This window comes from Cupriavidus taiwanensis (genome assembly GCF_900250075.1).
GTDB lineage: Bacteria > Pseudomonadota > Gammaproteobacteria > Burkholderiales > Burkholderiaceae > Cupriavidus > Cupriavidus taiwanensis_C.
The window spans coordinates 596,262-615,926 of the sequence record NZ_LT977071.1 but is presented as its reverse complement, the minus strand read 5'-3'; the positions used below and the strand labels follow the sequence as shown (position 1 = coordinate 615,926).

The window sequence follows — 19,665 nt, the reverse complement described above, 5'->3', positions numbered from 1 at the left end:
TCCGTCAGAACGGCACGTCGCCGATGATGCCGGCACGCTCCATCTTGCGTACCGTGGGCGCATAGTCCTGCACCGCGTAGTGCTGCGTGCAGCGGTTGTCCCAGATCGCCACGCTGTGCTTCTTCCAGCGCCAGCGCACCTGGTACTCCGGGATCTCGGCCTGCGCGCACAGGTAGTGCAGCAGGTCTCCCGCGCCGGGCATGAAGTCCTTGCCGAAGCGGATCACGTCGCCGCGGTGGTAGTTGGCGAAGTGCGAGGTGAAGGCGTTGACGAACAGGATCTTCTCGCCCGTTTCCGGATGGGTGCGCACCACCGGGTGCTCGACCATCGGGAATTGCGCCGCCAGCGCCGCGCGCTTCTCCGGCGCCATGTTGGCGCCGAAGGTGTGTTCGATGCTGTGCTTGGCGCGCAGCCCTTCGATGCGCGCCTTGATGTCCTGCGGCAGGCGCCGGTAGGCTTCGCCCATGTTGACCCAGATGGTGTCGCCGCCGACCGCCGGGGTTTCCACGCAGCGCAGCACGCAGCCCATCGGCGGCGCCTGGCGCCAGGTGGCGTCGCAATGGAAAGAATTCTCGTAGTGCTCGACCTTGCTGTCGGGCGACTTGTAGATCTGCACCAGCCCCGGATGCTCCGGGTCGCTGCCCACCACCGGGTGGTCTTCCAGTTCGCCGAAGCGGCGGGCAAAGGCAACGTGTTCGGCGCGGGTGATGTCCTGGTCGCGCAGGAACAGGACCTTGTACTGCAGCAGCAGCGCCTTGATCTCGGCGAACAGGCCGGCGTCGCGCGAGGCATCGGCCAGGCTGACGCCGGTCAGCTCGGCGCCGATGGTGCAGGTTAGTGGTTCCGCATGCATGAGGTGTCTCCTCCTTCCTGGTTGTTTCAGATGACGAAGATCGATGATCCGGTGGTGCGGCGCGCTTCCAGGTCCTGGTGCGCCTGCACCGCGTCTTCCAGCGCATAGCGCTGGTTGATGCCGATATGGATGCGGCCCGCGGCGACGTGGCCGAAGACTTCGTCGGCCAGCGCCTGCTTTTCCGCCGGATCGGCGATGTAGTCGGCCAGCGCGGGGCGGGTCAGGAACAGCGAGCCCTTCCGCGCCAGCAGCGCCGGGTCGAACGGCGGCACCGGGCCCGAGGCGGTGCCCACGCACACCATGGTGCCGCGGCGGCGCAGCGAATCCAGCGAGCCCATGAAGGTGGTCTTGCCGACGCTGTCGAACACCACCGCCACGCCCACGCCATCGGTCAGCTCGCGCACGCATTTGGCCACGTCCTCGCGGGTGTAGTAGATGATGTGGTCGCAGCCGTGCGCGCGCGCCACCTCGGCCTTGGCCTCGGTCGACACTGTGCCGATCACGGTCAGGCCCAGCAGCTTGGCCCACTGCGACACGATCAGCCCGACCCCGCCCGCCGCCGCGTGCAGCAGGATGGTGTCGCCCGCCTGGAACGGATGGATGCGGCGCATCAGGTAGGCCGAGGTCAGCCCGCGCATGGTCATCGCCGCCGCGGTTTCGAAGGCGATGCTGTCGGGCAGGCGGATCAGCGGCGCGGCGGGTACCAGGCGCTCGGTGCTGTACGCGCCCAGCGTGTTGACGAAGCCGGTGTAGGTGACGCGGTCGCCCGGCGCCACGTTGGTCACGCCCGGGCCGACGGACACCACCACGCCGGCGGCTTCCACGCCCATGCCGCTGGGCAGCGGCACGGAATAGGTGCCGTTGCGGAAATAGGTGTCGGCGTAGTTCAGGCCCACCGCGACGTGGCGGATGCGGACCTGTCCCGGCCCGGGCTCGCCGACTTCCATCGGTTCGTAGCGCAGGACTTCGGGGCCGCCGGTCTCATACATGCGGACGACATTTGCCATGATTCTGTTCTCCTTGGAATGTGCGTTGGTGCAGAGTGCGCTGCACATGCCTGCTACTGTAGGGAGCGCGGCCCCGACCGGCTTTGCATTGGCCACCGACGACTTTGCATTTCATGCCAGGAGGCCTATGATCCTGCTGCGGCGGGCCGTCGGTTACCCGCCACGGCGCAGGACATCCCAACGCATCGCAAGGCAAGACCGGTTTGGAAACGCTCATACGTGCCGCCGCACTGACCAACTTCCTGGAGGTATCGCGCGACCTCGGCCTGGACCCGCTGCCGCTGCTGCGCCAGGCGCGGTTGCGCCGCGCCTGGCTGGGCGATCCCGACCAGCGGGTGCCGCTGCGCGCCTGCGTGGCGCTGCTGGAAGCCGCCGCGCACGCCTCGGACTGCGAGACGTTCGGGCTGCGCATGGCGGAGTCGCGCCAGCTGTCGGATTTTGGCGTGATGAGCCTGCTGATCAGCCAGCAGCCCACGCTGCGCGCCGCGCTGGCCACCACCATCCGCTATCGCCACCTGGTCAATGATTCGGTGGCGCTGCTGCTCGAAGATGCCGGCAGCGCGGTGCTGATCCGCCAGGAGGTGCTGAGCGATGCGCCCTCGCGGCAGGCCACCGAGCTGGCCATCGGTGTCGTGTTCCGCATGTGCGCGCTGCTGCTGGGGCCGCGCTGGCAGCCGATCGGGGTGAGCTTCACGCATGCGGCGCCGGCCGACCTGCGCGTCCATCGCCGGCTGTTCGGCTGCCCGCTGGAGTTCAATGCGGACTGCAATGGCATCGTCTGCCGCGCCGCCGACCTCGACGCGCCCAACCCGGGCGCGGATCCCGTCATGGCGCGTTATGCGCAGCAGTTCATCGATACCCTGCCGCGCGCCAACCCCCAATCCATCGGCCACGAAGTGCGCGCCGCCATCTACCTGATGCTGCCGATGGGCCGCGCCACCTGCGATGCCGTGGCCGAGGGCCTGGGCCTGAGCCTGCGCACCATGCAGCGCCAGCTCGACGACGCGGGCGAGACCTTCACGGGCATCCTCAACGACGTGCGGCGCGAGCTGGCGCGACGCTATGTCGAGAATCCGCGCTACTCACTGCTGCGCGTGTCGCAGCTGCTCGGCTATGGCTCGGCCAGTGCCTTCACGCGCTGGTTCTCGGCGCAGTTCGGCACCGCGCCGGCCAACTGGCGCCGGGACCACGCGGGGCGGTAGGGCGGTCAGGCGTCAGCCCCGCCAACGCTGCCGGTGCTTCGCGCAGCGCCAGTTCCGCGTCCTTGATGCCGGCCAGCGGCGCCAGTACCGCGGCATCGAACGGCCGCACCGGTTCTCCCGCACGCACCCGCGCCGGCCAGTCCGGATTCGCCAGCGCCCCGCGTCCGAGCGCGACCAGCGTCGCGCCTTGTTCGAGCATGCCGGCCGCGCGCACCGGATCCGCCAGGCCGCCGTTGGCGACGATGGCCAGGCCCGGCGCCGCGCGCCGGGCGTGCTGCACCAGCGACGCGTCGCCGTCAGCGAAGGCAGGCTGCCAGGCTTCATGCTCGGTCACATGAAGGTAGTCGACGCCGCTGGCCGCAATGCCGGCAAACACCGCGGCCGCACCCTCTGTGCTTTCGGGCCACTGGTAGGTGAAGTCATTGACCTTGGCCTGCGAGATGCGCACGCCGACGACGACATCGCTCCCCACCGCCGCGCGCACCGCGCGGATCGTTTCCAGCAGCAGGCGCATGCGCTGCGCGATGCCGCCGCCCCAGGCATCCTGGCGCTGGTTGGTATGGCCGTTGAGGAACTGGTCGAGCAGGTAGCCGTTGGCGCCGTGGATCTCCACGCCGTCGAAGCCGGCCTCGCGCGCGCGCCGCGCCGCTTGCGCAAAGCCGTCGATGGCCTGCAGGATCTCTGACTCGTCCATCGCGCGCGGCACGCGGAAGGCGCCCGTGCCGCCATACGCTGTCAGCTGCCGGCCCCTGGGCTGCACGGCCGAGGGCCCCACCGTATCGTCGCGGAAGCGGTTGGCCTGCGACAGCGCCCCCGCATGCATCAGTTGCGCGACCATGCGCCCGCCGGCCTGGTGGACCGCGGCCACGATCCCGCGCCAGCCCTGCGCCTGCTGCGCGTCGGTCAGCCCCGGCTGGCCGGCATAGCCCTGCGCATAGGCGCGGTCGGTATAGATGCCCTCGCTGACGATCAGGCCAAAGCCGCCGCGGGCAAAGCCCTCGTAGTAGCGGCACATGGCCCCGGTGGGGACGCCGCCATCGGTTGCGCTGATGCGCGTCATCGGCGCCACCACCAGGCGGTTGCGCAGCGGCACGCCGTTCAGCGCCGGCGTATCGAACAGCGAAGACGCGGCGGGCGTGGTCATTGCGCGCCCTCCGCCGTCAGCGCGATGGCTTCGATCTCGATCATCGCGTCCGGCGAATACAGGGCCGAGACCTCGACGATGGTATCGGCCGGATAGGGCGCGGAAAACCACTTGCGCCGCAGCGCGACGATCTTCGGGAAGTATTCCATCGACGTCAGGAAGATCGTGACCTTGGCTACGCGGTCCAGCCCCGAGCCGCCCGCCTGCAGGGCACGCCTGAGGTTGCTGAACGCCTGCTCGGCCTGCGCGTCGAAGTCGCAGCGGCCGACGATGGCGCCGTCGTCGCCAACCCCGGCCTGGCCGGATACGAACAGCAGGTTGCCAGCCCGGATGGCTTGCGACAGCAGGTAGGGGGCATAGGGATCGGGTTGGGTGTGGACTTGTTGCAGGTGCATCGCGGACTCCGGTAGTGATTTAGTAAAATTCACCTTGTTTTCGGCTGATCGTCTTTCGGGTCAGCCGGCATGCCAAGTATCGGAGCCGGCATCGACCGCGACAAATGGTCGCTTTTCAGTCGATGCATGAGATGGATTCATCCATGGAGAACCCTTGCGCAAACTGCCTCCGCTCGGCGCCCTGCGCGCCTTCGAAGCCGCCGCCCGCCGCGCCAGCTTCAAGCACGCCGCCGACGAACTGCACGTCACGCCGACGGCCATCAGCCACCAGATGCGCGCGCTGGAAGAGAGCCTGGGCGTGCGTCTGTTCGAGCGCCAGACCCGCAAGGTGCGGCTGACGGCGGCCGGGCACCAGCTGTTCCCCGCGGTGCGGGACGGCCTCGATGGCATGGAGCGCGCCGTGCAGGCGGTGCAGCGCAGCGGCCGCCCGCACGTGGCGACGCTGACGTCGACAGTGGCGTTCATGGCCAGGCGGCTGGCACCGCTTGCCGGCCAGTTCCGCACAGCGCATCCGGACTGGACGCTGCGCCTCGATGCCTCGGACCAGATCGTCGACCTGGACCACGATGCGGACGCGGCGATCCGCTACGGCAGCGGCAGCTATCCGGGCCTGGTGGTCGAGCCGCTGTTCCGCGACCGCTTTGCGCCGGTTTGCAGCCCCGCCCTGAAACTGGCATCCATGCATGACCTGGAGCACGCCACGCTGATCCACTTCGAATGGGGCGCCGCCGCGCGCGATGACGCGCGCGCGCCGGTATGGCACCGGTGGCTGGCGCAGGCCGGCGTCGACGTGGCCGATTCGCAGGCCGGCCTGCGCTTTACCGACGAGATCCACGCCGTGCAGGCCACCATCGCCGGACAGGGCGTGGGCCTGCTCAGCCTTACGCTGGTGGCCGAGGAACTGGCGTCCGGCGCGCTGGTGCAGCCTTTTGAACTGTCGCTGGAGAGCTTTCGCTATGACCTGGTCTACAGCGAGCGGGCGGCGCAGCGTCCGGCTACGCGGTTGCTGCGGGATTGGGTGATGGGGGTGTTTGCGCGCTAGCCTTGGCACAGACCAGGGTGTCCACCGCCGGCGTACACTGTGCCTCCCGAATCCGGAGACCCGCCCATGCCCGCCTTGCGCACCCTCTATCCCGAAATCGAGCCCTATGAAACCGGCACGCTGGATGTTGGCGACGGGCATGTCGTCTACTACGAGCGCGTGGGCACGCCGGGCGCCAAGCCCGCGGTGTTCCTGCATGGCGGGCCCGGCGGCGGCATTGCGCCGGACCACCGGCGGCTGTTCGATCCGGCGCGCTACGACGTGCTGCTGTTCGACCAGCGTGGCTGCGGGTGCTCTACGCCGCATGCGGGGCTGGAGGCCAACACGACCTGGCACCTGGTCGACGATATCGAGCGGCTGCGCGTGCTGGCGGGCGTGGAGCGCTGGCTGGTGTTCGGCGGCTCGTGGGGCTCGACGCTGGCGCTGGCCTATGCGCAGAAGCACCCGCAGCGCGTGAGCGAGCTGGTGCTGCGCGGCATCTACACGGTGTCGCAGGCGGAACTGGACTGGTACTACCAGTACGGCGTGTCCGAGATGTTCCCCGACAAGTGGGCGCGCTTCCAGGCGCCGGTGCCCGAGGCCGAGCGCGGCAACATGATGGCGGCCTACCGCAAGCTGCTGACCGGCCCCGACCCCGACAAGCAGGTGGAGGCGGCCCGCGCCTGGAGCGTGTGGGAAGGCGAGACCATTACCTTGCTGCCGGATGCAGGGAACAGCGCCAGGCATGACGACGGGCACTTCGCGCTGGCCTTCGCCAGGCTGGAGAACCACTACTTCACGCACCGTTGCTGGCTGGAGGAGGGGCAGCTGCTGCGCGACGCGCACAAGCTGGCCGAAATCCCGGGCGTGATCGTGCATGGCCGCTATGACATGCCGTGCCCGGCGCGCTATGCCTACGCGCTGCACCAGGCGTGGCCGCAGGCGGAGTTCCACCTGATCGAAGGCGCCGGCCATGCATGGACCGAGCCGGGCATCATGGACCAGCTGCTTGCCGCAACCGATCGCTTCGCCGCGCAGCGCTAGCCCCGCTCGCCGGGGCTCCAGCCTTACCGCACATGTTCACCACCGGAGATCACGATGGAGCTGTACGCGCACCCGTTTTCGTCCTATTGCCAGAAGGTTATCGTGGCGTTGTACGAGAACGCGATTCCTTTCGAATTCCGCATGCTGTCGCCCGACCACGCGCAGCACATGGACGAGCTCGGCAGGCACTGGCCGCTGCGGCGCATGCCGATGCTGGTCGATGACGGCCGCGCGGTGTTCGAGTCCAGCATCATCATCGAATACCTGGACCAGCATCACCGCGGCCCGGTGCGCTGGCTGCCGGAGTCGCCCGACGCCGCGCTGCGGGTGCGCCTGCTCGACCGCTTCTTCGACCAGTACGTGATGACGCCGATGCAGCGTATCGTGGCCGATTACTTGCGTCCCGAAGCGAACCGCGATCCCTATGGCGTGGCCGAGTACCGCAAGCTGCTGGACTCGGCCTATGCGTGGCTGGAGACCGAACTGGCGGCGCGGCAATGGGCCGCGGGCGATGCCTTCACGCTGGCGGACTGCGCCGCTGCGCCATCGCTGTTCTATGCGGACTGGGTGCAGCCGATTCCGCCGTCATGCGGCAACGTGCGCGCCTATCGCCAACGGCTGCTGGCGCGGCCGTCGTTTGCGCGCGCGGTGGACGAGGCGCGGCCCTATCGCCCGCTGTTCCCGCCGGGCGCGCCGGAGCGCGACTGACCGGCAAGCGCGGGCAGGCTCAGGTCGAACTGCGCCGCCATGGCGCGATAGCCGGCGTCGCCGGGATGCAGGTGGTCGCCGCTGTCGAAGGTCGGCAGCAGCGCCTGCGGGCGGGCAGGGTCGCGCACGGCCGCGTCGAAATCCACCACCGCGTCGAACGCGCCGCCATGGCGGATCCAGTGGTTGACCGCCAGCCGCACGGCTTCCTTGCCCGCGCTGTCATAGCCGCGGATCGGCGTGTCGCGTAACGCGCCGGCAAACGGCGTGATGGTGGCGCCGATCACGCGCACGCCGCGCGCATGCGCGCGGGCGATCAGGCGCCGGTAGCCCTCGATCAGTTCGCCGGCCTGCGGCACGGCGTCGTGTGGCGCGAAGGTCGAGCCCGGCCAGGCGATATCGTTGATGCCGATGGCCGCGATCACGGTGCGGACATGCGGCTGGCTCAGCACGTCGCGGTCCAGCCGCGCCAGCGCGGACACGCCCATGCCGTCGCGCAGCAGCCGGCCGCCGGAGATGCCGGCGTTGAGCACGGCCACACCGTCGCCGGCCAGCCGCTGCGCCAGCAAGTCCGGCCAGCGCCGGTTGGTGTCGGGCGTGGAGCCGTTGCCTTCGGTGATCGAATCGCCGATCGCGACTACGGCACCGGCCCCCGTCGCGGCTTCGACCTGCACCTCGCTCAGCAGGACCCGCGCGCTGAACGCCTGCGGCGCAGCCAGCATGGCCTGCGCGATCGCGTTGCCCGCAGCCAGCCACGCGGTCTGGCGGCCATCCCAATGGAACGATTCGATCGCGGTGCGCTGCGGCAGGTAGAGGCTGAGCGCGAGTTCACCGAGTGCCGGCGCATCGAGGACGACCGCATCGCTGGCCACCGACTGGCCAGCCGGAATGGTCACCGTTGCGCTGCCCCCGAAGGTCACGGCGCGGCTGTCAGCGAGGTCGATGCGGCCACCGCCGGCATGGGGTGCCAGTTGCGTCGCGCCCACCACGAGTGGTTGCCGGCCATAGGGGTTCGACAGCACCACGCGCAGCCGTTGACCGCCCACGCTCAGCCGCACCACCTGGCGCACCGTCTGGTCCGCCAGCACCGCGGGCATGCCGGTCGGCAGCGGCAGCGCATCCGGTTGCCACACCGGCTGCTGGCTGGCCATCCAGCTGGTCAGCCAGGCCCGGTCCTGCACGGGGCTGGCGAGCGCTGCGCTGCCGGCGATGGCGCCGGCAAGGGTCAATGCCGCGACGCGGCGCAGGAAACGAAGATCGGAAAACATGGATGGGTCCTGTCAGGTGGACCGGCAACGTTGCCGGCATGGGGCCAAAGTTAGGCCATTCCACTCATGCCAGGTAGCAGGCAAAATGGCATATTGCTCATTCCAATCCGGAATGAAGGGAATGACGTAAGGCAAGGGAGAAGCATGGACACCATTCGGGCAATGCAGGTTTTCGTGCGCGCGGTGGAGCTTGGCAGCCTGTCGGCAGTGGCGCGCGAGCAGCAGTCGACGCAGCCGACCGTCAGCAAGATCGTGGCCGCGCTGGAGCGCGAGCTGGGCGTGCGGCTGCTGGCGCGCAGCACTACCAGCCTGTTGCCGACCGAGGCCGGGCGGCGCTTCTACGAGCGCGCGCGGCGGGTGCTGGACGAATACGGCGAGGCCGTCAGCGACGCGCGCGGCAAGACCGGCCAGCCGGCGGGCCGCGTGCGCATGAGCGCGCCCGCCAGCTTCGGCGTGCTGCGGCTCAACGCGCTGGTGCTGGCGTTCCAGCAGCGCTATCCGGAGGTCGAGGTGGAATTGCTGTTCGACGACCGCTTCGTCGACCTGGTCGAAGCCGGGGTCGACGTGGCGGTGCGCCTGGGCGCCACGCTGCCGCCGCATGTGGTGGCACGCCGTATCGCGGTGTCGCCGCGACTGCTGGTGGCCGCGCCGGACTACCTGGCGCGGCATCCGAGGATCCGGCAGCCGGCGGACCTGGCGCGCCATCAGATCCTGCGCTTTACCTGGCTCGCCAGCGGCGACGACATCGTGCTCGACGGGCCGGGCGGGCAGGCGCTGGTGAATGCGCCGTGCCGCTACCGCGTCAACAACTCGCTGGCGATGCGCGAGAGCTTCCTGGCCGGTGCCGGCTTCGGCATGACGCCGGCGTGGCTGGTGCAGGACCTGCTCGACAGCGGCGCGCTGCGGCGGGTGCTGCCGCGCTGGCAGGGCCCGGCGCAGGAAGCGTTCCTGGTCTGCCCGACGCGGCGCTACCAGCCGGCGCCGGTGCGGGTGCTGCTGGAGTTCCTGGCGCAGGCGATTGCGGAGCTGCCGGGATTTGCGCGGGTGTGATGCCCCAGCGGCCCGGCGGCCCGGCGGTCAGGGCAGCCGGTCCCGCGCCACCAGCATCGTCAACGGCCGCGCCAGCAGGGTACTGGCCAGCGCCATCAGCAGCAGGCCGGAAAACGCCGCGGTGCTGATGATGCGCGCGTCCAGCAGTACGGTGAGGACCACCACCTCGACCAGGCCCTTGGTCTGCAGCAGCGTGCCCAGTGCCAGCGCATCGCGCCAGTCCAGGCCGGCGCGGCGTGCCGGCAGCACGACGCCGGCCATCTTGCCGGCGATGGCGACCGCTAACGACAGCGCGGCGATCCAGAGCGTCATGGGGTGATTCAGCGAGATTTCGGTGCGAAGTCCGGCGGCCAGGAAGAAGAAGGGCAGCAGTGCTACCACCGTGACCGGTTCGAGCTGCCCGCGCACGCGCTGCGCTTCGCGCGCGGGCCATACCAGTCCGGCCACAAAGCCACCCATCACATGGTGCAGGCCGGCCAGCTCGCCCAGGAATGCCGATACCAGCACCAGGCACAAGGCGATCGCCAGCAGCAGCTCGATCTCCGGCGCAAGCCGGCGCAGCAGCCATGCCAGGGAAGGGCGCACCGCCAGGAACATGAGCCCCAGGTAGGCGGCGGCACGGGCCGCCACCGTGACCGCGCTGGCGCTGTCGTGGCCGCCATGCTGCAGCAGCACCAGCGTCAGGAACAGCCAGACCCAGGCATCGTTGACGGCCGCGCAGCGCAGCGCCAGCTGGCCCAGGGGCGTGCCGGTCAGGCGCATCTCGCGCAGCAGGGCACCCAGCACCGGCAGCGCCGTGACGGCGGTACAGATGCCCAGGGCGCAGGCGAACCAGCCAGGACTGGCCAGCTCGCCGGCAACCGGCCAGCCGACCGTGACCATCCACCAGCCCGCGGCGGCGCCTAGCGCGAACGGCGCCGCAATGCTGCCCAGCGAGATCTGCATGGTGGCGCGCCACTGCGCGGGCATGCCGCCTTCGCGCAGGTGCAGCCCGGTCAGGAAGCAGAACAGCGTCACGGCCAGCCACTGCAGGCCGGACAGCATCGGCAGGCGCTCGGGCCCGAACAGCGCGGTCCAGCCCTGCGGCGCCAGCGTACCGAAGACCGATGGCCCCAGTACGATGCCGGCGAGCACCTGCACGCCGACCAGCGGAAACACCGAGCGCAGGCCCGCCCCGCGCCACAGCAGATAGGGCAGCGCCACCACCAGCATCGCCTGCAGGAAGAAAATGCTGACCCCGTTCATGGGACCACCCGCGCGCTGATGGCGCCGGACCCGGTCATGACGACGTGGGTCACCCGAACATGCCCCCGTTGACCGAGATCACCTGGCGCGTGATATAGCCCGCGTCCGGCGACAGCAGGAAGGCCACGGTGGCGGCGACTTCCTCGGGCGTGCCCATGCGCCGCGCCGGAATCAGCCGCAGCGCTTCGTCGCGCACGTGCGGCTCGACCATGTCGGTGTCGATCAGGCCCGGCGCGACGCAGTTGACGGTGATGGCGCGCTTGGCCAGTTCGATCGCCAGCGCCTTGGTGGCGCCGATGATGCCGGCCTTGGCCGCGCTGTAGTTGGCCTGGCCGCGGTTGCCCACCAGCCCCGACACCGACGACAGCGTGACGATGCGGCCCGGCTGGCGGCGCTGCACCATCGGCATCACCACCGGGTTGAGCACGTTGTAGAAGGCATCGAGGTTGGTGTGCACCACCTCGTCCCACTCGGCGCCGGTCATGGCGGGGAAGGCGGCATCGCGTGCCAGGCCGGCGTTGCAGACCACGCCGTAGTAGCAGCCATGCGCGGCGATATCGGTCAGCAGCGCGCCGGCGGCGTCTTCGCGCCGGGACACATCGAAGCACAGCACGCGCGACTTGCGTCCGCACGCGCGCACGGCGTCGGCGACCGAGTCGGCCTCGTCGCGGCGCGAGCGGCAGTGCACCACCACGTCATAGCCGTCGCGGGCCAGCCGCAGGGCAATGGCGCGGCCGATGCCGCGCGACGAACCCGTGATCAGCACGGTCGGATGGCTCATGGTTGTTGTCCTTGCAGAACCGCCCGCGCCAAGGCAGGCTGGCATACGGTGAGGCGCATCAGACCTTGCAGAACTCTTCCAGCACCGCCAGCCGGCGGCGCGGCTCGGTGACGAAGGGATTGTCGCGGTCCCAGGCATAGCCGGCCAGGATCGCCGCGATCATGTCGCGGATTTCCGAGGTGGCGTTGGGATGGAAGATCAGCTTCTGGAAGCGGCCTTCATACCAGGCTTCGACGAATACGCGGAAGCAGTCGACGCCGGCCTTGAGCGGCCGCGCGAACTCGTGTTCCCAGTCCACCGGCTCGCCGCGCAGCTGGCGCACCAGGCACTGCGCCGCCAGGCTGGCCGACTTGAACGCGATGGTCACGCCGGACGAGAACACCGGGTCGAGGAACTCGCCGGCATTGCCGAGCAGCGCATAGCCATTGCCCCACAGCGACTTCACGTTGGCCGAGTAGCCCGCGATCTGGCGCGCCGGGGTGTCCCATTGCGCGCCGGCCAGCAACATGGCCAGGCCCGGCTCTTCCGCGACCAGCGCCTGCAGGCGCTCGGTCTCGGTGCCGGTGTAGCGGTCCAGGAACGCCTTCTCGGCCACCACGCCCTGCGAGCAGCGCCCGTCGGAGAACGGGATGGTCCAGTACCAGACGTCCTGGTGATGCGGATGCACGCTGATCAGGATCTTGTTGCGGTCGAAGGTGCCGGTCGGAATGCGGTCTTCCACATGCGTGAAGATCGCGCTGCGCACCGGGAAGCCCGACGGCGTTTCCAGCTGCAGCAGGCGCGGCAGGATGCGGCCGAAGCCGGAGGCATCGAGCAGGAACTTCGCACGTACCGTGTACTGGCTGCCGTCGGGCGCGCGCACGGTGACTTCTGGCTGCGCGCCGCTGACATCGACGTTCTCCACCACATGCGAGAAACGCACCTCGGCGCCCTGGCGCTCGGCCTCGCGGATCAGCACGTGGTCGAACTGCGCGCGCTGCACCTGGTAGGTGGTGCCCCAGCCGGGCGAATACTTCTGGCGGAAGTCGAAAGCGGTGCGCTGCGTGCCGCGCGCGAAGGCGGCGCCGTTCTTGTACTGGAAGCCGGCTTCCACCACCGCGCGCAGCATGCCGGCTTCCTCGAGATAGGCCATGCTTTGCGGCAGCAGGCTTTCGCCGATGGAGAAGCGCGGGAAGGTTTCTTTCTCGATCACCAGCACCGGAATGCCGTGCTTGCGCAGCAGGCCGGCAGCGACCGAGCCCGCAGGCCCTGCGCCGATGATGACGACGTCCGTGGTTTCCGTTCTCATAAGCTTCGGCTCCGGAATCACATCCGGAACGACGGGAATTTGGCGGGCGTCAATTGTACTCAGAACACTGCCTGGCACCGGCAAAACCGGCCCGGCACTGTTCGGGACTCACGGCGATCGCTGCGCGGGCGCGGCGCGCCCGTCAGACATGCGTGCCCAGCGCCCGGTTGATCCGCAGCGCCAGCAGCGTGCAGGCGACGCCGGAAAGCAGGTAGCCGCTCACCGCGACCAGGCCGAATTCCGCCGATAGCCCGAGCGCCACCAGCGGCGCGAAACCCGCGCCGAACAGCCACGCCATGTCGGTGGTCAGCGCCGCGCCGGTGTAGCGGAAACGCCGCTCGAAGTTGGAGGTGACGGCACCGGCGGCCTGCCCGTAGGACAGGCCCAGCAGGCCGAAGCCGAGCAGGATGAACAGGTCCTGCGCGAGCGGGCCGCCGCCCATCAGCCAGGGCGCGAACAGGCTGAAGATGCCGATCAGGATGGCCATCAGCGCCAGCGTGGTGCGCCGCCCGATCCGGTCCGCGATCACGCCCGAGGCAATGGTGCCGAGGATGCCGATGAAGGCGCCGGCAATCTGCACCGCAAGCACGTCCGTGACCGGTTGCGAGCCGTTGAGCGCGACCCACGACAGCGGAAACACCGTCACCAGGTGGAACAGCGCAAAGCTCGCCAGCGCGGCGAACGCGCCCAGCAGCAGGTTGTAGCCCTGTTTCCTGACGATCTCGGCGGTGCTGATGGGTTCGAGCTCGTCCTCGTCGAGCAGCTGCGTGTATTCGTGCGTCACCACCAGGCGCAGGCGCGCGAACAGCGCCACCACGTTGATGGCGAACGCGACATAGAAGGGATAGCGCCAGCCCCAGGCCAGGAACTCGCGCGGCTCGAGGCTGAGGTTGAGGAACAGGAACAGCGAACCGGCGACGATAAAGCCGGTGGGCGCGCCCAGCTGCCCCAGCATCGCGTACCAGCCGCGCCGCTGCGCGGGCGCGTTCAGCGCCAGCAGCGAGGGCAGCCCGTCCCACGAGCCGCCGAAGGCCACGCCCTGCAGCGTGCGGAACACCGCCAGCAGCACGATGGCGGCCGGGCCGAGCGCGGCATAGCCGGGCAGGAAGGCGATGCCGACGGTGGCGGTGCCGAGCAGGAACAGCGACGCGGTCAGCTTGACGCCCCGGCCCCAGCGGCGCTGGATGCGCATGAACAGCGCCGTGCCGAAGGGCCGGCCGATAAAGGCCAGCGCGAAGATGGCGAAGGCATAGAGCAGCGCGTCGAGCCGGTCGGCGAACGGAAAATAGACCGCCGGGAACACCAGCACCGAGGCGATGCCGTAGACGAAGAAATCGAAGTACTCCGAGGCGCGGCCGATGACCACGCCAGTGGCGATTTCCGCGGGCGCGACATGCGCGGCGCCGGGTGCGGGAGGTGCTGTAGGAGACGCCCGGTGCTGGTGGGTCGCGGTGGTCATCGGCATACCTCCCTGTCTGTGGGCGAGGGCGCTGCAAATTGCACCATGAAGAATGGCACTTGAGCGCCTACACTGCCATAGTTGCTCAGACCAGTCTAAGTCACTTGCGCCGCGGCGTACAAATGGCGCGGCCCGAAAGCTATGCGATCTTCCGGTCAGACAATGTCAATGCACCGCCCGATGCGCTGGTTATTGCTGCCAGTCGTGCTGCCAGTCGTGCTGCCAGTCCTGCTGTCGCTGGCCGGCTGCAGCGCCGTGCTGCTGTCGCCTGCCGGCGATCTTGCGGTCCGGCAACGTGACCTGATCATCATTTCCACCGGCCTGATGCTGCTGATCATCGTGCCGGTGATCGTGCTGACGCTGGTGTTCGCGTGGCGCTACCGCGCCGCCAACGCCGATGCGCACTACAACCCCGACTGGGACCACTCCACGGTGCTGGAGCTGCTGATCTGGTCGGCGCCGCTGCTGATCATCATCGCGCTCGGGGCCATCACCTGGGTCAGCACCCACAAGCTCGATCCCTACCAGCCGCTGACCCGGCTCGACGAAAGCCGCCCGCTGCCGCCGGGCACGCAGCCCCTGACGGTGGAGGTGGTGGCGATGGACTGGAAGTGGTTGTTCGTCTACCCCGAGCACGGCATCGCCACCGTCAACGAGCTGGCCGCCCCGGTCGACCGGCCGATCCGCTTCAAGATCACGTCCACCACCATGATGAATTCGTTCTTCATCCCCGCGCTGGCCGGCCAGGTCTACGCCATGCCCGGCATGGAAACGCGCCTGCATGCGGTGGTCAACCGGGCGGGCGTCTACGAGGGCTTTTCAGCCAACTACAGCGGCGCGGGCTTTTCGCACATGCGCTTCCGCTTCCATGGCCTGAGCGACGATGAATTCGGCCGCTGGGTGCAGACCGTGCGGGCCGCCGGCGCGCCGCTGAGCCGGGCCACCTATACGCAGCTGGCGCAGCCCAGCGAACGCGAGCCGGTGCGGCGCTACGGCAGTGTCGACGCGAACCTGTTCGATGCCATCGTGAACCGTTGCGTGCAGGCCGGGCAGGTCTGCCAGAAGGACCTGATGGTCCGCGATGCGCAGCGCGCCGCAGGTCTGGGCGCGGCCGTCTGCACGGCCAGCAACACGCTGGGTGAACCCCTGTTCGGGACCGGCGCGTCCGGTCCCGGCCAGGTGCTGCGCTAGCGCCCCGCATCGGTGGCAGGCGCTGCGCAGGACCGTGCGCAAGACTGTGCGAAAGACCGTGACCTAGTACGCCGTTGTTGTCCTGGAGACCCACATGCCGGAGCGATCCGAACTCGCCACGCAACTCTTCGGCCGCCTGAGCTGGGAGGCCATCCCGCTGCATGAGCCCATCCTGATCGCCACCTTCGCGGTGGTGGTGCTCGGCGGGCTGGCGCTGGCCGGCGGTGTCACGTATTACGGCAAGTGGGGCTACCTGTGGCGCGAGTGGTTCACCAGCATCGACCACAAGCGCATCGGCATCATGTACATGATCCTCGGCATCGTGATGCTGCTGCGCGGCTTTGCCGATGCCATCATGATGCGCATCCAGCAGGCCATTGCCTTTGGCGACAACCTGGGCTACCTGCCGCCGCACCACTATGACCAGATCTTCACCGCGCACGGCGTGATCATGATCTTCTTCGTCGCCATGCCGCTGGTCACCGGCCTGATGAACTTTGTCGTGCCGCTGCAGATCGGCGCGCGCGACGTGGCGTTTCCGTTCCTGAACAACTTCAGCTTCTGGATGACGGTGGGCGGCGCCGTGCTGGTGATGATGTCGCTGTTCGTCGGCGAATTCGCGCGCACCGGCTGGCTGGCCTATCCGCCGTTGTCCGGCATCCTGCAGAGTCCGGACGTGGGCGTGGATTACTACCTGTGGTCGTTGCAGGTGGCGGGGGTGGGCACGCTGTTGTCCGGCATCAACCTGCTGGTCACCATCGTCAAGATGCGCGCGCCCGGCATGACACTGATGCGCATGCCGATCTTCACCTGGACCGCGCTGTGCACCAACGTGCTGATCATCGCCGCGTTCCCGGTACTGACCGCGGCGCTGGCGATGCTGGCGGTCGATCGCTACCTGGGCATGAACTTCTTCACCAGCGACCTCGGCGGCAGCGCCATGATGTACGTGAACCTGATCTGGATCTGGGGCCACCCCGAGGTCTACATCCTGATCCTGCCGGTGTTCGGCGTGTTCTCGGAGGTGGTCGCCACCTTCTGCCGCAAGCGCCTGTTCGGTTATGCCTCGATGGTCTATGCCACGGTGGTGATCACGGTGCTGTCGTACCTGGTGTGGCTGCATCACTTCTTCACGATGGGCTCGGGCGCCAGCGTGAATTCGTTCTTCGGCATCACCACCATGATCATCTCGATCCCCACGGGTGCCAAGCTGTTCAACTGGCTCTTCACCATGTACCACGGGCGCATCCGCTTCGAGGTGCCGATGCTGTGGACCGTGGGCTTCATGGTGACGTTCGTGATCGGCGGCATGACCGGGGTGCTGCTGGCGGTGCCGCCGGCGGACTTCTCGCTGCACAACAGCCTGTTCCTGGTCGCGCATTTCCATAACGTGATCATCGGCGGCGTGCTGTTCGGGCTGATGGCCGGCATCACCTACTGGTTCCCCAAGGCCTTCGGCTACCAGCTGGAGCCGTTCTGGGGCAAATGCTCGTTCTGGTTCTGGCTGGTCGGCTTCTACGTGGCGTTCATGCCGCTCTACGTGCTGGGGCTGATGGGGGTGACCCGGCGCGTCAGCCATTTCGAGGACCACTCGCTGCAGATCTGGTTCCAGCTGGCGGGCGTGGGCGCGCTGCTGATCGCGCTGGGCATCGGCTGCTTCCTGGTGCAGCTGGTGGTGAGCTTCCTGCGCCGCGAGTCGCTGCGCGATGTCACCGGCGACCCCTGGGACGGCCGCACGCTGGAGTGGTCGACCTCGTCGCCGCCGCCGCCGTACAACTTTGCCTTCACGCCGCTGGTACATGACACCGACGCCTGGTGGCAGATGAAGGCGCACGGCTACCAGCGCCCGGCGCAGGGCTTCATCCCGATCCATATGCCAAAGAATACGGGCGCCGGCATCATCCTGGCCGGGCTCAGCACGCTGTGCGGCTTCGCGCTGATCTGGCATATCTGGTGGCTGGCGGCGCTGGCCTTCGCCGCCACGCTGATCACGGCGATCGGCCATACCTTCAATTACCAGCGGGATTTCTACATCCCGGCCGACACGGTCCACCGCACCGAGGCAGAGCGCAACGCGCTGCTGGCGAGCCATGGCTGATACCGTCGCTCCCTTTACCGCCGAGGGCGCGCGCCCGCACGAGGCCCCGCCGCAACGCGCGCCCGTGCCCGCGCAGCCGGCCGAGCTGCGTTTTTACCTGACCGAGGAATACCACGCGCCCAACGGCACGCTGCTCGGCTTCTGGCTCTACCTGATGAGCGACTGCCTGATCTTTGCGTGCCTGTTCGCCGCCTACGGCGTGCTGGGCCGCAACTACGCGGGCGGGCCGTCCGGCGCCGAGCTGTTCGACCTGCCGCTGGTGGCGCTGAACACCTCGTTCCTGCTGCTGTCGTCGATCACCTATGGCTTTGCCATGCTGGAGACGCAGCGCGGCCGGCTGGGGCCGACGCAGGGCTGGCTCGCCGTGACCGGCCTGCTGGGCGCTGCCTTCCTCGCCGTCGAGATCTACGAGTTCGCGCACCTGGTGGGCGAGGGCGCCGGGCCGCAGCGCAGCGGCTTCCTGACCTCGTTCTTCGCGCTGGTCGGCACCCACGGCCTGCATGTGACCTTCGGCATCGTGTGGCTGGTCACGCTGGTGGCGCAGTTGCGCCGCCACGGGCTGATCCCCGAGAACAAGCGCCGCCTGATGTGCCTGTCGATGTTCTGGCACTTCCTGGACGTGGTCTGGATCGGTGTCTTTACCTTTGTCTACCTGATGGGAGTGCTGCCATGAGCGCGCACGACGACACGCTGGCCCACGGCCATGGAGACGGACATGGCCATGGCCACGGCGAAAGCGAGATCCACATCTCGCTCGGCGGCTACGTGACCGGCTTCGTGCTGTCGGTGATCCTGACCGCGATCCCGTTCTGGCTGGTGATGGGCAAGGTGTTCGAGCAGTCCTCCACCACCGCGATGGTGCTGCTGGCGCTGGGCGCGGTGCAGATCGTGGTGCACATGATCTACTTCCTGCACCTGAACGCCAGGTCCGAGGGCGGCTGGAACATGCTGGCGCTGATCTTCACGCTGGTGCTGGTGGTGATCACGCTGACCGGCACGCTGTGGGTGATGTTCCACCTGAATTCCAATATGATGCCGGGCATGCATACCACCAAGACCCTGCCTTGACCGGTTCCACCGACGACCGCGCGCCGGTCGAAAAATTGCGCACCGCCCACGCCAACCAAGGCGCCCCTGAATCCCCGCGCCCGCTGTCGACAGTCTGGCTGACCGCACTGGCCCTGTTCGCCGCCGCGGCCATCGCCGGCCTGGTGGCGCTGGGCAACTGGCAGGTCGAGCGCCGCGCCTGGAAGCTCGGCCTGATCGCCCAGGTGGCCGAGCGCGTCCATGCGGCGCCGGTGGCGGCGCCCGCGCCCGCGCAATGGGCGGGGCTGACCAGGGCCAATGCCGAGTACCGGCGCGTGCGCGCCAGCGGCACTTTCCTCGACGAGCGCCAGACCCTGGTGCAGGCCGTGACCGAGCAGGGCGGCGGCTACTGGGTGATGACGCCGCTGCGGCTGGCTGACGGCAGCACCGTGCTGGTCAACCGCGGTTTTGTCGCCGAGCCGTTCCGCGCGCGCGTGGCGCCCGCCGGCAGCGGCCCCAGCGAAGTGGTCGGCCTGCTGCGCATGAGCGAGCCGGGCGCCGGCCTGCTGCGCCACAACGACGCGTCGCGCGACCAGTGGTTCTCGCGCGACGTCGCGGCGATCGCCGCGCACCGCGGCCTGGGCGAGGTCGCGCCGTATTTCATCGACGCCGCGGCGGTGCCGCCGCCGGCCGGGGCGGATCCCAAGGCCTGGCCCGCGGGCGGGCTGACGGTGACGGCCTTTACCAACAACCACCTCGGCTACGCGCTGACCTGGTACGGGCTGGCGCTGATGGTGGCGGCCGCCGCGGCCTACGTGGGGCGCGAGGAATACCGCAAGCGCCGCCGCGCCCGCGCCACCGCGGCCCATTCCGGCCCGCGCGCCTGAG

Annotated in this window: 19 protein-coding genes; 10 read left to right on the top strand and 9 right to left on the bottom strand. The window is 68.9% G+C overall.

Annotated elements, in window-relative coordinates; genetic code table 11:
- Nucleotides 1–4: 4 nt before the first annotated feature.
- Nucleotides 5–853 carry a TauD/TfdA dioxygenase family protein gene (locus CBM2588_RS19255; protein ID WP_115682017.1) on the bottom strand — a complete coding sequence of 283 codons (849 nt, stop codon included), beginning with the start codon at nucleotides 851–853 and terminating at the stop codon, nucleotides 5–7.
- A 26-nt stretch (nucleotides 854–879) separates the two neighbouring features.
- Entirely contained in the window at nucleotides 880–1,860 is a 981-nt protein-coding gene (locus CBM2588_RS19250; protein WP_115682016.1) for a quinone oxidoreductase family protein, read from the bottom strand.
- A gap of 203 nt (nucleotides 1,861–2,063) precedes the next feature.
- Here CBM2588_RS19250 and CBM2588_RS19245 point away from each other — a divergent pair, with 203 nt between their 5' ends.
- Nucleotides 2,064–3,062, top strand: coding sequence for an AraC family transcriptional regulator (locus CBM2588_RS19245; RefSeq protein WP_115682015.1), 999 nt, complete (start codon nucleotides 2,064–2,066; stop codon nucleotides 3,060–3,062).
- Here the strand turns inward: CBM2588_RS19245 and CBM2588_RS19240 are convergent.
- Nucleotides 2,992–4,206 (bottom strand): oxidoreductase, encoded by a 1,215-nt coding sequence (locus tag CBM2588_RS19240; protein WP_231942207.1) that lies wholly within the window; start codon nucleotides 4,204–4,206, stop codon nucleotides 2,992–2,994. The two genes, CBM2588_RS19245 and CBM2588_RS19240, sit on opposite strands and share 71 nt — an antisense overlap.
- A complete protein-coding gene (locus tag CBM2588_RS19235; RefSeq protein ID WP_115682014.1) occupies nucleotides 4,203–4,601 on the bottom strand; it encodes a RidA family protein in 399 nt (132 codons plus the stop codon). The genes CBM2588_RS19240 and CBM2588_RS19235 overlap by 4 nt, the downstream gene beginning before the upstream one ends.
- Before the next feature lie 154 nt (nucleotides 4,602–4,755).
- On the opposite strand from CBM2588_RS19235, the gene CBM2588_RS19230 reads away from it, so the two are divergent.
- From CBM2588_RS19230 to CBM2588_RS19220, 3 genes are all read left to right on the top strand, one after another.
- Nucleotides 4,756–5,643 carry a LysR substrate-binding domain-containing protein gene (locus CBM2588_RS19230; RefSeq protein WP_115682013.1) on the top strand — a complete coding sequence of 296 codons (888 nt, stop codon included), beginning with the start codon at nucleotides 4,756–4,758 and terminating at the stop codon, nucleotides 5,641–5,643.
- Nucleotides 5,644–5,709: 66 nt separating this feature from the next.
- The gene (pip, locus tag CBM2588_RS19225) at nucleotides 5,710–6,666 is read left to right on the top strand and encodes a prolyl aminopeptidase (RefSeq protein WP_115682012.1); all 957 of its coding nucleotides are present in this window, start codon (nucleotides 5,710–5,712) and stop codon (nucleotides 6,664–6,666) included.
- A 54-nt stretch (nucleotides 6,667–6,720) separates the two neighbouring features.
- Nucleotides 6,721–7,374 (top strand): glutathione S-transferase family protein, encoded by a 654-nt coding sequence (locus CBM2588_RS19220; protein WP_115682011.1) that lies wholly within the window; start codon nucleotides 6,721–6,723, stop codon nucleotides 7,372–7,374.
- Here the strand turns inward: CBM2588_RS19220 and CBM2588_RS19215 are convergent.
- On the bottom strand, nucleotides 7,332–8,639 hold the full coding sequence (locus tag CBM2588_RS19215; protein ID WP_115682010.1) for an SGNH/GDSL hydrolase family protein: 1,308 nt from the start codon (nucleotides 8,637–8,639) through the stop codon (nucleotides 7,332–7,334). The two genes, CBM2588_RS19220 and CBM2588_RS19215, sit on opposite strands and share 43 nt — an antisense overlap.
- Nucleotides 8,640–8,783: 144 nt before the next feature.
- On the opposite strand from CBM2588_RS19215, the gene CBM2588_RS19210 reads away from it, so the two are divergent.
- Entirely contained in the window at nucleotides 8,784–9,689 is a 906-nt protein-coding gene (locus CBM2588_RS19210) for a LysR family transcriptional regulator (protein WP_115682009.1), read from the top strand.
- 27 nt (nucleotides 9,690–9,716) lie between these two features.
- Here the strand turns inward: CBM2588_RS19210 and CBM2588_RS19205 are convergent, their stop codons facing one another.
- From CBM2588_RS19205 to CBM2588_RS19190, 4 genes are all read right to left on the bottom strand, one after another.
- Entirely contained in the window at nucleotides 9,717–10,934 is a 1,218-nt protein-coding gene (locus tag CBM2588_RS19205) for a cation:proton antiporter (protein ID WP_115682008.1), read from the bottom strand.
- Between the two features lie 49 nt (nucleotides 10,935–10,983).
- Complete coding sequence (fabG, locus tag CBM2588_RS19200; protein WP_115682007.1) at nucleotides 10,984–11,715, bottom strand: 3-oxoacyl-ACP reductase FabG; 732 nt, start codon at nucleotides 11,713–11,715, stop codon at nucleotides 10,984–10,986.
- 58 nt (nucleotides 11,716–11,773) lie between these two features.
- The gene (locus CBM2588_RS19195; RefSeq protein ID WP_115682006.1) at nucleotides 11,774–13,003 is read right to left on the bottom strand and encodes an NAD(P)/FAD-dependent oxidoreductase; all 1,230 of its coding nucleotides are present in this window, start codon (nucleotides 13,001–13,003) and stop codon (nucleotides 11,774–11,776) included.
- Nucleotides 13,004–13,145: 142 nt separating this feature from the next.
- Nucleotides 13,146–14,462, bottom strand: coding sequence for an MFS transporter (locus CBM2588_RS19190; RefSeq protein WP_115683657.1), 1,317 nt, complete (start codon nucleotides 14,460–14,462; stop codon nucleotides 13,146–13,148).
- A gap of 168 nt (nucleotides 14,463–14,630) precedes the next feature.
- On the opposite strand from CBM2588_RS19190, the gene cyoA reads away from it, so the two are divergent.
- From cyoA to CBM2588_RS19165, 5 genes are all read left to right on the top strand, one after another.
- Complete coding sequence (gene cyoA, locus CBM2588_RS19185) at nucleotides 14,631–15,653, top strand: ubiquinol oxidase subunit II (RefSeq protein WP_231942316.1); 1,023 nt, start codon at nucleotides 14,631–14,633, stop codon at nucleotides 15,651–15,653.
- Nucleotides 15,654–15,747: 94 nt separating this feature from the next.
- Nucleotides 15,748–17,751 (top strand): cytochrome o ubiquinol oxidase subunit I, encoded by a 2,004-nt coding sequence (cyoB, locus tag CBM2588_RS19180; RefSeq protein ID WP_115682004.1) that lies wholly within the window; start codon nucleotides 15,748–15,750, stop codon nucleotides 17,749–17,751.
- A complete protein-coding gene (cyoC, locus tag CBM2588_RS19175) occupies nucleotides 17,744–18,424 on the top strand; it encodes a cytochrome o ubiquinol oxidase subunit III (protein WP_231942206.1) in 681 nt (226 codons plus the stop codon). Before cyoB ends, cyoC begins: the two co-directional genes overlap by 8 nt.
- Complete coding sequence (gene cyoD / locus CBM2588_RS19170) at nucleotides 18,421–18,819, top strand: cytochrome o ubiquinol oxidase subunit IV (protein WP_115682003.1); 399 nt, start codon at nucleotides 18,421–18,423, stop codon at nucleotides 18,817–18,819. Before cyoC ends, cyoD begins: the two co-directional genes overlap by 4 nt.
- The gene (locus tag CBM2588_RS19165; protein ID WP_115682002.1) at nucleotides 18,816–19,664 is read left to right on the top strand and encodes an SURF1 family protein; all 849 of its coding nucleotides are present in this window, start codon (nucleotides 18,816–18,818) and stop codon (nucleotides 19,662–19,664) included. Before cyoD ends, CBM2588_RS19165 begins: the two co-directional genes overlap by 4 nt.
- Nucleotide 19,665 lies beyond the last annotated feature (1 nt).